This is a genomic window from Petrocella sp. FN5, assembly GCF_029210395.1.
Classification (GTDB): Bacteria; Bacillota; Clostridia; order Lachnospirales; family Vallitaleaceae; genus Petrocella.
The window spans coordinates 34,932-47,603 of the sequence record NZ_JARGDP010000001.1 but is presented as its reverse complement, the minus strand read 5'-3'; the positions used below and the strand labels follow the sequence as shown (position 1 = coordinate 47,603).

Genomic DNA, 12,672 nt, shown 5'->3' with positions numbered 1-12,672 from the left:
CCTATAGCAGTTCATTTTTCTTCAACACATCAATAATCGCTTGAGCGTCTGTTGCTTGTGTCAGTTCACTTCGAAATTCTTCTTTCATAAGCCTTCTAGATAGCTTAGCCAATATCTGTAAATGGGTACTACCTGCTTCTTTTTCCGGTACACCAATCATGAACACATGATCAACAGGTTCTCCATCAAGTGCCTTCCAATCTACTTTATCTACACGGCCATACATTAAGAAAGGTTCCGTTACAGCGTCTGTTTTTCCATGGGGTATAGCTACATGAAAACCAACAGCAGTTGAATACTCTTCTTCTCGCTTCAAAACGGCAGCTACATACTTGGCTTTGTCAGCAATTCTTCCTACAGAAAACGCAACTTCTGCCAATTCCTCTATAACACCTTCTTTTGTTTTTTGTTGCACAGGTATAACAATCAGTTCTTCATTTATTAACATAATTTTCCTCCTATCGTTTTATGATGCGTTGTGCATCCACCTTAAGATCTTCATAGTTTGAGTTTATTATGACTTCTTTTACATAGGGAATCATAGATGGACTTACAGATAGTTCATCTACACCCAGTCCTACAAGAATTTGGGCTGCTTCTACATCACTGGCCATTTCCCCACAAATCCCTACTTTGACCCTTTTTGGCTTACATCCTTGTACCACATGATCAATCATACGTATGATGCTGATATTAAAAGCATCGTATAGATAAGCCACTTCCGGATTCAAGCGATCGACCGCTAATGTATATTGACATAAATCGTTGGTACCAATCGATACAAAATCTACATGGTCGGATAATAAGTCGATGGCAAATACCGCTGATGGTATTTCTATCATAATTCCTACTGGGATATCTTCATTATAAGCTTGGTTTTCCGCCTTCAAGGATTCCTTTGCTTCATCAAGACATTTTCTTGCTTCTAATAGTTCTTCTAAGGAACCAATCATAGGAAACATAATTTTTACCGGATAGGCAGCACTGAGTTTTAAAATTGCTCTTAGTTGTGTTTTGAAGATTTCCTTATTTTTATGACAGAACCGAATGGCCCTAAGCCCCAAAAATGGGTTTTCTTCTTTCGGAAATGTGAAATAGGGCAAAGTTTTATCCCCACCAATGTCTAATGTTCGAATAATGACCTCGCCATTGACATTTTTTGCTATACCTTCATATGTTTTATATTGTTCATCTTCTGTCGGCCAATCCTTACTGTTCATATAGACCAGTTCTGTCCTAAGCAGTCCGACACCAAAGCCACCATGGTCCACAATGGATAGGGCTTCTTCTGCCGAACCAACATTGCCAAAAAGCTCAATATGTCTATGATCTTTTGTTATGGCTTCCACTTTTACCAGTTGTCTTAAACGCTTCTGATGTAATGCTTCTTCTTTAACTTTTTCTTTATAGGTTTCTAATTCCGATTCTGTGGGGTCAATCAATAACTTTGTTGCTACAGTATCTAAAATCAAAGATTTACCATCGGGAATCTGAGCCTCTTTGTACCCCACTATGGTCGGTATGCCTTTTGCTTTGGCCACAATAGCGCTATGGCTGGTAATACTGCCTTCACTGAGTACAATTCCTTTGACCCAATCATTCAAATGTATGGTCTCAGATGGGCTTAAATCTTTAGCAAATAGGATTGTCGCTTCCCTGATGTTATCTAAGGGATTATCTGACAGCCCTAATATGTTTTTTAGTAAGCCTTCCATAACGTCTTCAATGTCTCTTGCACGTTCCCGGATGTAGTGGTCTTCAAGGGCACTTAACATTTCAACATAAAAGTTCTTTGCTTCATCTATAGCGGCAACTAGGTTCATCTTTTTTCCAACAATATTCTTACGAATCCGACTGATCAGTTCAGGGTCGTTTAGAATCTCAATATGAGCAGAAAAAATCTGACTTTCAGAGGTACCTATGGTTTCTTCCACATGTTTCATATGTGCTTCTAGTGATGTCTTTTGATTGCCAATGGCAATATTAAGGTTATCAAGTGTAACATCCATCTCATTTTCTTCAATCATCTCTTTAGGTATGATTATGGATTCGATTTCATAATTGAAAGCTTTTCCAATGCCTACACCTTTAAATACTGATACTCCTATCACAGCAAACATCCTTTCTTTTAATTGACTTCATCATATCACTTCGCTCAAAAACAATCAATAACCGTCATATAATTTTGGCGTTTTGACTGTTTTATGCATTTTCAGTTGGTAATACTGCACTTTAAGGCAATCGTATAATCAAAAAACAATCATATTCATTCATCAAATATGATTGTTTTATTATAGATCTTTATTTAATATGAATGGTCGTGTCAAAAATCTTGCTTTGATCTTATAAACAAATCAGCTGCTGAGTAACTATATCTGAAAATAACTCCAAGGACGACATATGGGCAATATGAATCACATTTTCCCATTTTTTTGCGTTGTTTAATACCTTAGATAGCTGATTTTCTTTGGATAATACTTGTTCCATATTAAGTAGGACTTCATCATTGCCTTCAAATAAAGCAATATAAAAAATACCTGTTTCCACGATGTCTTGAAAGAAATGGCTACCGTAAGACAGTTCAGGCATGAATCCCGCCTCAATGGATGCCATCTCACAAACCACTGACATATGACAGAGTTCTTGAAAGTTAAGGGGTACACCCAGTGATGGTGTGGTCGTTCCAAATCTTCCCGGACCCATCAGCATGGCTGATTTACCTTTTAAGGCTTTATTAATTTGTCCAATTTGTCTTGCTAATTCATATTTTTTTTGTTCTGTTAATTCAAGATAAGCCTTGGGTTTAATGAATACCACATATTCTATAGGTAAGTGAACGTTTCCACCCATAAAATTACCGGAAGATTTAAAAAAGCAGTCCTTTTCATGCTGTATCCTTGGCATTTCCACCGATTTACCAAGGCCTTTTGTCTGCAAGGGTCTGCATTGTAAAAGATTGATTTTATACTCTTCTACAGATTTAAAGTTTACCGTGAATTCAATATCCACCGGATAATCATAAACTTTTGAAAGCAATTTCAGGAATTTTCGCATTATAATGGGAAAATCGGTTTTATTAACCATATTTCTCATATCCAATATATAAGGTGCAGGTACATCATAGCGTTTCATCTCCCTCAACCTTTTAACCATTGGTTCATCCGGTCTAAAAAACAGAGATTGATCCACCTTTAAGTTCCGATTAGCAAATAATGCCATTTCTTTGGTCTTCCATGTATTTTCTTTTAGCGCGAGTACATCAACAAAATGCTGTGAGAACTTCTTCTCATCCTCATGATTCATAGGTGGTACCCTAGATGGTTGATCAAGATTGACGATTTTGGCATAGTCGACAACGGTTCGGTCAACAGCCCTCGTACCAAGACCAAAAACCAATCTAAGCATACCTGCATCCATATCCACACTTTTGTCCCATACATAAAAGTTGGATGAGTTTCCAACACCAGCAGCATGAGGGAAAAAATCATCTTCATAGAAGTCTCCGGATACTCTTTGCACTAGAATAGCCATCTGCTCATCTTGTTCAAAAAGACCTCTGTTCATTCTATATTCTAAAGCTTCCTCATTCATTGTGCTGGCATAGACTTTTCTAACTGCATTTTCAAAGGCTTTATAACGTTCTTCTTCTGTTCCTTGGTTAACACAGAAAACACTTTCATATTTTCCTGCAAAGGCATTGCCAAAATTATCTTCTTGAAGAGAACTGGATCTTACAATAATAGGGGATTGTCCAAAATATTCTAGCATCAGCATAAATTTTTCTTTAATATTTTCCGGAAACTTGCCCGTCATTAGTTTTTCTTTAAGCTCTGAAGCATATTTGAAATAACCTTCTAGTGTTTTTTGTTTTGAACGTAGTTGCCACCAACCATTTTGCACAATATAAGTATAGAAGATATCCGATCCCAAATAAAATGAATCATGAGGTTCAAGAGCATGAGAAATTGCCTTTTCCCCTTCTTTCTCTATTATTTTTCTAGCTACAAGCATACCTACACTTTTACCACCAATAAAACCAGTTCCAAGTGTTCTTGATTGAATCATCAATATATCTGCCAAGTCAAAGTACCTTCTACATAACTCCAGCATACGAGACTCATGTCCAATTAGCTTTTTCATAAGCCTTTCTTTGACCTTGGTTCGTTCCTCATCGCCTGCCCCCAAAGCCAACCTCGCTTCTTTAAAAACAACATCCCAATAATCCAGTCTTTCTTCGCCTAGCCGAATGGTTGAAAAAAGTGAAGCAGACTCGGTGCTGGCTGTAATACAAGTAACCTTATCCGTTTCAATTAAATGGGGGAAAAACATGGTTGGTGAATACCGCTTCCAGACTTTAAGAGGATGAATATAAAACTCATCCTTTACTTGGTATACATCTAATAAAAGCTGAGTCGTTTCTCTAATGGTCGCAATGGTGGAATAGGTATGGGCATTTCTCATAATAGCAAAGTAGGCAATGGTATCAAGTTCATACAAGAACGGACAAGTCACCTCAAAAAAGTTTCCAATCATCAAATCTGAATACCAGTTTTGTAATAGGTCCGTTAAGACATCAAAAACATAAAATGTCTTGAGGCCTTCATTTGCTACTATATTATAGACTTCTGTTGCAAAACTCTCAAAGCCTTTTTCTGGAGAAGGCTCGTAAACCTTTATGACTTCTGATGCTTTTAGTAAAGGTCTATGGGCTCCAAATCGAATGTAGACCATTTTCCTTTGATCTTGTAACGCTTGGTCCACATAAGGTTGCAAAACCTTTTCATAACTCTCTAAGCAATCCACTTGCCATACCACATTGTCCCCTAAACGAAAGTGATCAATAACTGCGTCAAAACCTATGATACCTGTTTTAACTTTTTCATGCATAAGCGCCTCCATTTGTCATCCATTCATTCTTTTGGTAAAGGGTCAAAACCATACTGCTAAACCAATTTTAACCTATTTCTTTTTAATTGGCCATGCCTTATTATAGAAGGTCCATGGATAAAATAAAAGAAGCAGGCCTAAACCTGCTTCTTTTGTTTTATCTATGCAATAATCGAAGGATTTTTATTGCCTTTTAATTCAAATGATTTTTCTAAAGATTTTGCGTTTTCTAAATGAATTTTCTGCTTTTCTACCCTGTCTCCACAATTTTCACTACAGGTACTACAACTATCCGTACATTGTTCGCTCATAACTGTCTCCTTAAATCAATCTTATTTTATGTTAAACGTTAATCCTGTTGTTAATGCTTCAATGCGATGGTTCATGATATCTTTCAAATACAAAAAAGCTTTTTCCCCTGTGCAGTGACCTGTATAATACATTGCACCCGTCTCATTGAGATAGTCTCCTATGGCTTTTACCACCTGATTTTCTTCCCTTATACCAGATGTACTTTTGCTTAAATGAAAACCACCAAGCACATGGGTCGGATAAGTTTTTGTTAAATCCTTAGCTTTATTTATAATGTTAACAATACCCTTATGGGCACATCCTGCTACAAGGACTTTCTTATCTGATTCATGGATGATTAAATTAATCTCATGACGAAATAAATCAGGTAATAACCCTTCATCTGTTTTCTCAAATAAAGTACGGTTACCTATTGGGAAATATTCTCTCTTTGTTACTTTTGAAAACAGAAACAATGTTTCGTCAATCCACAAATCGTCTGCCATCCATATAATCTGCTTTTCAACTTTTAATTTTTGATTCAGTCCTATGTACACTGTTCCTTCATCTTTTCTTTCTGAATAGAATTGGCCAAAGGCTTCTGGATGTATATAAATCTTAGCGTGTTTATTAATCTTCAAAAAATCTTCAAGACCACCACCATGGTCATAATGACCATGGGAAACAATAACCGTATCCACTTCTTCTAGTGGCACTTGTAATTTTTTTGCATTTTTCATCATACAATCGCCGGCACCGGTATCAAAAAGAATTTTATGTTTTGTTGTTTCTATATAAAGACTAAGCCCATGTTCTTGACATAAGTCTTCTTGCCCTCTTGTATTTTCAACTAACGTGGTGACCTTCATCTGATCCCATCCTTTTTCCTTGATACATCATCTGTTTATTCGTAGCCCTATTCTTTTATTCATGGATTATTGTCTGATTTGCATGATGGCATTTTCTATTTTTGCCACATCCAAAGCCTCGTTCATCTCTCGTGCATAATTTATAGTCACCACCTTCAATTCTTAAAACACTGCCTTCTACTAGAGATTGTGCTAATTTTTTTCTGGCATCATTATAAATACGTTGGACCGTTGTTCTGGCAACATTCATTTGGGTTGCACACGCTTCTTGAGTCATACCTTCAAGATCAATTAATCGAATGGTCTCAAACTCTTCCACAATCATAATCACCGTATCCGGACCCTTGTTCTTATTATCTAAAGGTCCAAAGGATGCATTCTCTGGCATGCAACAAACTTTTCTCCATTTTTTGGGTCTTGGCATAAGAGCCTCCTTTAATTGACATATGTTCATTACTATTTTTAGTATAGCATCTATATATCATATGTCAATATTTTTTATATAAGATTATGAATTGTCGATTTTTTTTCATCTGAAAATATGGTATGATAAATGATGAAATAAGAAACATAAGGAGGGTGAACCATGAATGAAAACTGGTATGCATTTGTGAACGAAGTAACATATGGACCTTATTCATTCGACATCATGGTTGAAATGACAAAAACAAGACAACTCATGCCTGACACCTTAGTCTATCATGCGTCTTTGACGCAATGGGTTTACGCTTCTTCTGTAGATGGTCTTTTTTCAACTTACACTAAGCCCTCAAAAAAGAAAACCAAAAAAAAATCCACCCCAAAACCAAAGTGGTTAAGACTTTTGACGACCAGTCTAATGGTTCTTTTTATGGTGAGTGCGATAGGATACAGTATATGGAAAGTTGGGGATATAACCGGTTTTTGGCAAAAGCAAGCTATTGCTAAAGCCGCAATCGCTTGGCAAAAAGAACCCGACTATGAAGACAATGAAAAAGCAATCTTTCAAGTCCTTGGTGCCTTTTCTAGACATTTAGAATCCGGTGACTTACTGTCAGCCTTAGAATACGTTAACCCTGATGAGAGAAGTACTGTTGAGGCCATGATTATGGAGAATCCTGAACGCTTACCTGTCTTCTTGAATATGCTAAATACTCTGGAAATAACCTTCATGAACTCGGACAATGATTATTTTGCTGTTGAACAGATAGCCATTGTGATGGCTGGTATACCTTCAGACGAGATTCCTTCTACAGGTACAACAACCATCATGATGGTAAAAATAGATGATCGATGGGTGGTGGATCAAATACGATGAACACAATCATAAAACTACGAAAATTTATTAGTCGATTTTTAATTCTATCCTTATGTCTTCAAAGTTCTTCCATACCCGCTTATGGATGGGAGCAAAATACCCATGAAGAGATCAACAGAGCTTCAGTTGACCGTTTTCAAACCCAGTATGAAGATTCAAAAAAATACAAAAATAATTTTGTGAATTTTAACAAGAATACTTCCGCACCCACCGTGACTTCTTCCGGGAAATTCGAGCGTACTTATTTACAGCAATGGTTTTTAAAACCGGCTCGTGATCACATCGTTCATGGCGGTTTTTCGGCTGATGAACCACATGTCTATGTGTCGGTTAAGCATTTTTATGATCCACTAGCTTTGTCCGGTAGCCATCAGTTGACCGATCAATACAGCCTACATGGATGGCATATTTATGAAGCTATCCCAGCTAATGACTGGGCTCTCTATAGGAGGGACAACCCTTATTCTTTAGTCAATGCCATGCTTAATTATAAAAGGGCTCTTGAAATTCCATATGACGCTTCGGTATCTTCTATACCGATAACTGCCGACTTTAGAGATTTTGCCGGAACCCCTAAGGATTTGCAGGAGATGCGCAGTATGTATACCGGTAAGGCCATGCGTGGACTTGGGGAAGTTATGCATTTAGTGGCTGATATGACCCAACCTGCTCATGTAAGAAATGATGCCCACCCTAAATATGAGATTACTGAAACCGCACTAAAGAATAGAATCCTCTCAAGGAATATTACTAAAATGCCTCGACTTGATGGTCTACAATTAGATGACTATGGAAGTACGATTAACCAACTTATGATTGGCTTGGCCACATGGACCAATCAGCATTTTTATTCTGAAGATACCTTAGCTGACACCCAACTGGGTGTTAAACCTAGAAATTGGGAAACACCTTATCCATCTCCTCAGATCTCGAATATGGATAAAAAAGTTACAGATAAATTCTACACTTGGTATCAAACTTTTGGTGGTGTCGAGGTGCCTATGGTGCGTTATGAGACTGGTTATGTCTATAACTCTTATGTCATAACTGCCGACTTTGCTATTCAACAGGGCTTTGTACTTGTTCCTTTGGCCGTAGCTGCCACGACACGAACGATGAACCTCTTTTTCCCAAGTCTTGAAATGAAACAAACTGTTACAGAAGTTGAACCGGATGAAGATGTCTTATCTGAAGCTCTTGATAAAGGCGCTGAGGCAGTAAAACAATTTTCTTATAATGCCACTTTGACCCACTTAGTCCAAAACGATCCTGAATGGCGGGTGGTTGACTTAAAAATCAATTATGCCGGTCCCGGTGAACTTTGGACAGTCAAAGGCAATAAACATGAGAAATTATGCGATGTCGAGTTTAAAGATGGTAAAATCGTGCGCTATCCCGATCCAATGACTGGTGAAATGGTGGATGGAACCCCTACCTTTTGGATACCTTTAGGATCAGACAAAAAGATATCCCTTGGTGGCACGGCTGTTGATTATACCATTGAAATGGATGATGCTATTTATGCTCTCGCTCATGCAGGGGTCCAGATTGTCAACAGTGAACACTATATCTTTGAACAAAACGCACCCAAAATAACCCTTGAAGCCGACCGTACCACCATTATGCCCGGTGAAGCCGTCAGTTTTAAAGTGGAAGTAGAAAATGCACCAGAGCGCTATAAACTAGAGTGGACATTTGGTGATGAAGAAGATGATGAAGAAAACATCTTACCGCCTGTTATCACAAGAGACAAAGAGGTAACCCATATCTATGAAAAAGAAAATGAATACCTTGCACGAGTTAAAATCATTGATACCAAAAGAAGTCTTGAACGAGCATCAGACAGTATAAATATATCTTCTTATATGGGTGAAATGGCCGGTCCATGGGATGTGGTTCTAACCATAGAGGAAGAAAGCAAGTTTCTTAGAACTATGATTATAGCTCTCATGAAGATCATTGTTAATGTCTTCATCATTCCTATAGCTCAGGCCTTTGGGGAAGATCCCGGAAACATGGATAGCCAAATTGAAAGCTTTACTTTTGTCGGTACAACCATGACCTATGCCTTAGAACTTAGGCGTATCGAGGAAAGCGAAGTGATCTATGAAGGACCTTTTACTTTTGTAGAATCAAATACTGGTTATATAGAAGGTGCCGATGACATCGTCGGACTTAGAATGGAGATTAAAAAAGGTGCTGTCGTTATGGTTGCACTTGCCTATACGGAAGACGGTACATATGTAGAATATGAGTTTTTAAAAAACGGAAAAATGGTAGGACCGGGAGAAATTGTAGGTGATTATGATTTAACCGGATTTATGAGCGGCAGTTGGCGCGCGACTAAAAAGTAACTACCTGGAGGCTTAACATTGAAAAACATAAATTTGTACAAACACTTAAGCATCATCACTGTATGTATTTTACTTCTTATAGGTATGAACAAGGTTGTCTTAGCCGGACCTTTAACCGTTGAAGGCACTCTATCCCTCCATGAGGATACCAAAGGCGGCTTCATTTGGACGCTCCCCGATCAAGTAGGCGAGATTTTCACACCCATGCTCACCATTCATCCTAGTTATCTCTTAGTACTTGATGAGGAAAAAGTCTCAAAGACTGATGATTTGATGATGACCACGCACCACTACTTCTTCACTATTCTTGAAAAGCAATCCCAGATGCCTATTGCTTTGCTGGATATTCAGTTTAGATTATTTCTTAAGGGAGATGTGTCTTATCATTTAAGCTTGTCTCAGGCTTCTGAAGATACGCATCTAAAGAATCTTGTTTCGCAGAATGTGACACCCCCATCTACAATGGACTTAGGTCTTACTTGGGCCGTCCTTGAATCATTTGCTGATGGGAAGGATACGAACCACATAAAGATTGATGATTTGTTTCAGATTACCTACGCTAATGTCATCAATAATACAACCAGCCAATGGGCGCCTTTGCTAATGACAGATTTCCTTCAACCTGTGGCCTCTAGAAGTGATACTTTTGTATTACCGAAGACCGCTGTTTTTTCTAACCAAATGCGTTTCGGAATGGTCGATGTATATACCTTATTAGACGCCAATGTCATTGTTGAGAATCTCGAACTTTCTCCTACAACCCTATTAACCAAACGCATTAGTGGTAGAAAATGGACCGCCAGACTACCCCTTCCGAAATCAGAAACACATCAAACACTAACAGAACACTGGGGTATTATGTCTTCAAATCACATTTCACCTTTTACACATAATCAAGATCCCATCATTGCACAAGACATACGCATTGCTGATTTAAACCGATTTCGAAAACTTAGAACCGATGGTATTTACTATGAAGTGCCATCTTCCTATATTCCCTATGCACCTCGTGCCTATTGGCGTGTGCCGGCTGAACATATCGGACAGCGATTTGTAAGCTCTATTCAAAACCAAAAGAAAAGAGGACTACAGGTAACCAACACATACCTTGAGACCCTAAGTATTATGAGCCTTAATCATAGCTTACCTCAACAAAATGATATCGGTTTTTGGATTACGGAACCAAAGTCTAGATGGCTCTACGATGATTATGGTATTGAAGCCGGTTTCTATGACACACGCTTTTCTACGGATGCTGCATTGTTCATAATGGACATGTATCTTTATCATAAGGACATGCATTATGAAGGCATACCACACTTGTCTTCTGAAGATTCCAATCGATTAATGACAAGTTTGACTGCTTATGCGGATTTCTTGTTATGGTATGCAGACAGATTCAGTTTTGTCACTAAAAATGGTGGTTTACTGATTCAAGATTACTATCATCCCACCCTTCCTCACGCACCAACACACGTTTCCCTCAATCACCTCGTAACTGAAATGAATTTTTTGTTATCCTATAGCCTACTCCTAGACCGTCAGAATGATTCGAATCAAAAATACCCCTATCTAGAACTGGCCGCCAAAATTCAAACAGCTGTTCAAGATACGGGTACCGATTGGATAAAAGACAACCATGACTTATGGTATGCCTATATGCCAGATGGTAGCTATGGATTACTAGATTATCCTAGACTTACTAGAAATGATCTTATGATTAGCCTTGTTTTACTTGAGACTGTTTTTGGCGAAAAAGATCCGATTTTTCAAATGCTTGTTCAGTCCAAAGAAAACTATCTCATAAAAAACAACCTACCTTTGTGGTAAAGCTTTCATCCATGCGTTTTTGCATGGATGTCTTCTTTTAAAAGCTGGTAAATGACCGATAAAGCCGGTACACCAAGCAACATACCTAGAACACCAAATAGTCCACCACCTATAATAATACCAAGCAAAACCCACAAGGGTGGTAGCCCAATGGTTCCACCTACCACTCTTGGATAGATAAAATTACCTTCAATCTGTTGAAGGACGATTATAAAAACCAAAAACCAAAGAGCTTGGATTGGCTCAATCATCAATAATATAAACAAAGCCGGTATCAAACCAATAATAGAACCTACAATTGGAACTAAGCTGGTAATTCCAATGATGACACTAATTAATATGGGATATTCAAAGCCCAGAACTAACATGCCTGTAAAGCAAAGCACACCTAAGATAAGGGCTTCTGTTAATTGCCCTGATATAAATTTTGTAAAGGTCTCATTAGAGAGCTGTAGTACTTTTAATAGTTTCCCCCCTACCTCTTGTGGTAGATAAGCTTTTATAGCTTTGTGAAACTGACTTTTTAGGTGACGTTTGTCTGCTAGCAAATATACTGACAGTACAAACCCTATAACAATATTTACCACTGTAGCTAGAAAGTTCGTTGTAAAATCGAAGATTTTCGGCATAATACCTGTTGCAAGGCTACCCATAAGATCCGGCACTTTATCTAAAGCATTGTCTAAATTACTCATATCAAAATTATCTAGTCTTAAGTATTTCGCTGTATTCATTAAAAAAGTCTCAAAATTACGCCCATATTCGTCCATATTTTTATACAATAATTGGACACTTTCTGTAAACTGTGGAATCACAAAGGCTAATAATAAAGTAACCACACCAAAAAAAAGTAGATATACAGAAGCAAGAGCAAGTGGTTTTTCCATCTTATCAAATTTTTCATTCTTAATAAGGTTCCCAATAACCTTCGTCATAAAGTTATATGGTCTTTTTAAAATAAAAGCTATTGAAAACCCAATGAATATTGGCACCGCCATACTTAAAGCATTACCTAGCATTTGCATGACCAAATCAATTTTGACAATAACTAAAACCAGTAAAATCCCATAGGTCATTAAAAATAATATACTTCTAACCATTTTCTTATCCATGATATACCCCACTTTATATTCTATGTTGCTAG

Annotated in this window: 10 protein-coding genes; 3 read left to right on the top strand and 7 right to left on the bottom strand. The window is 37.7% G+C overall.

Features of this window, described 5'->3' with window-relative positions; all coding sequences use genetic code 11:
- Nucleotide 1: 1 nt before the first annotated feature.
- The 6 genes from P0N36_RS00235 to P0N36_RS00210 all read right to left on the bottom strand — a co-directional run bounded on the left by P0N36_RS00235 (nt 2) and on the right by P0N36_RS00210 (nt 6,471).
- The gene (locus tag P0N36_RS00235) at nt 2–448 is read right to left on the bottom strand and encodes a PTS sugar transporter subunit IIA (RefSeq protein WP_275840676.1); all 447 of its coding nucleotides are present in this window, start codon (nt 446–448) and stop codon (nt 2–4) included.
- Between the two features lie 10 nt (nt 449–458).
- Nucleotides 459–2,111 (bottom strand): phosphoenolpyruvate--protein phosphotransferase, encoded by a 1,653-nt coding sequence (gene ptsP / locus P0N36_RS00230; protein ID WP_275840675.1) that lies wholly within the window; start codon nt 2,109–2,111, stop codon nt 459–461.
- A 232-nt stretch (nt 2,112–2,343) separates the two neighbouring features.
- Nucleotides 2,344–4,887: a PEP/pyruvate-binding domain-containing protein gene (locus P0N36_RS00225; protein ID WP_275840674.1), complete on the bottom strand. Its 2,544-nt coding sequence runs from the start codon at nt 4,885–4,887 to the stop codon at nt 2,344–2,346.
- Nucleotides 4,888–5,048: 161 nt separating this feature from the next.
- Nucleotides 5,049–5,198: a hypothetical protein gene (locus tag P0N36_RS00220; protein WP_275840673.1), complete on the bottom strand. Its 150-nt coding sequence runs from the start codon at nt 5,196–5,198 to the stop codon at nt 5,049–5,051.
- 21 nt (nt 5,199–5,219) lie between these two features.
- Entirely contained in the window at nt 5,220–6,047 is an 828-nt protein-coding gene (locus P0N36_RS00215; protein WP_275840672.1) for an MBL fold metallo-hydrolase, read from the bottom strand.
- A gap of 55 nt (nt 6,048–6,102) precedes the next feature.
- Nucleotides 6,103–6,471, bottom strand: a complete 369-nt coding sequence (locus tag P0N36_RS00210) for a DUF134 domain-containing protein (protein ID WP_275840671.1) — start codon at nt 6,469–6,471, stop codon at nt 6,103–6,105.
- A 162-nt stretch (nt 6,472–6,633) separates the two neighbouring features.
- Between P0N36_RS00210 and P0N36_RS00205 the strand changes: the two genes are divergently transcribed.
- The 3 genes from P0N36_RS00205 to P0N36_RS00195 are packed head-to-tail and all read left to right on the top strand — an operon-like array spanning nt 6,634 to nt 11,528.
- On the top strand, nt 6,634–7,344 hold the full coding sequence (locus tag P0N36_RS00205) for a DUF4339 domain-containing protein (RefSeq protein WP_275840670.1): 711 nt from the start codon (nt 6,634–6,636) through the stop codon (nt 7,342–7,344).
- The gene (locus tag P0N36_RS00200) at nt 7,341–9,698 is read left to right on the top strand and encodes a PKD domain-containing protein (RefSeq protein ID WP_275840669.1); all 2,358 of its coding nucleotides are present in this window, start codon (nt 7,341–7,343) and stop codon (nt 9,696–9,698) included. The genes P0N36_RS00205 and P0N36_RS00200 overlap by 4 nt, the downstream gene beginning before the upstream one ends.
- Before the next feature lie 18 nt (nt 9,699–9,716).
- Nucleotides 9,717–11,528: a hypothetical protein gene (locus tag P0N36_RS00195; protein ID WP_275840668.1), complete on the top strand. Its 1,812-nt coding sequence runs from the start codon at nt 9,717–9,719 to the stop codon at nt 11,526–11,528.
- A gap of 5 nt (nt 11,529–11,533) precedes the next feature.
- Here the strand turns inward: P0N36_RS00195 and P0N36_RS00190 are convergent, their stop codons facing one another.
- The gene (locus tag P0N36_RS00190; protein ID WP_275840667.1) at nt 11,534–12,640 is read right to left on the bottom strand and encodes an AI-2E family transporter; all 1,107 of its coding nucleotides are present in this window, start codon (nt 12,638–12,640) and stop codon (nt 11,534–11,536) included.
- Between the last annotated feature and the right edge of the window lie 32 nt (nt 12,641–12,672).

Coding starts and splice junctions, on each gene's coding strand:
- P0N36_RS00235 (WP_275840676.1), bottom strand. CDS start 448: ATGTTAATAAATGAAGAACTGATTGTTATACCTGTGCAACAAAAAACA.
- P0N36_RS00225 (WP_275840674.1), bottom strand. CDS start 4,887: ATGCATGAAAAAGTTAAAACAGGTATCATAGGTTTTGACGCAGTTATT.
- P0N36_RS00220 (WP_275840673.1), bottom strand. CDS start 5,198: ATGAGCGAACAATGTACGGATAGTTGTAGTACCTGTAGTGAAAATTGT.
- P0N36_RS00215 (WP_275840672.1), bottom strand. CDS start 6,047: ATGAAGGTCACCACGTTAGTTGAAAATACAAGAGGGCAAGAAGACTTA.
- P0N36_RS00210 (WP_275840671.1), bottom strand. CDS start 6,471: ATGCCAAGACCCAAAAAATGGAGAAAAGTTTGTTGCATGCCAGAGAAT.
- P0N36_RS00205 (WP_275840670.1), top strand. CDS start 6,634: ATGAATGAAAACTGGTATGCATTTGTGAACGAAGTAACATATGGACCT.
- P0N36_RS00200 (WP_275840669.1), top strand. CDS start 7,341: ATGAACACAATCATAAAACTACGAAAATTTATTAGTCGATTTTTAATT.
- P0N36_RS00190 (WP_275840667.1), bottom strand. CDS start 12,640: ATGGATAAGAAAATGGTTAGAAGTATATTATTTTTAATGACCTATGGG.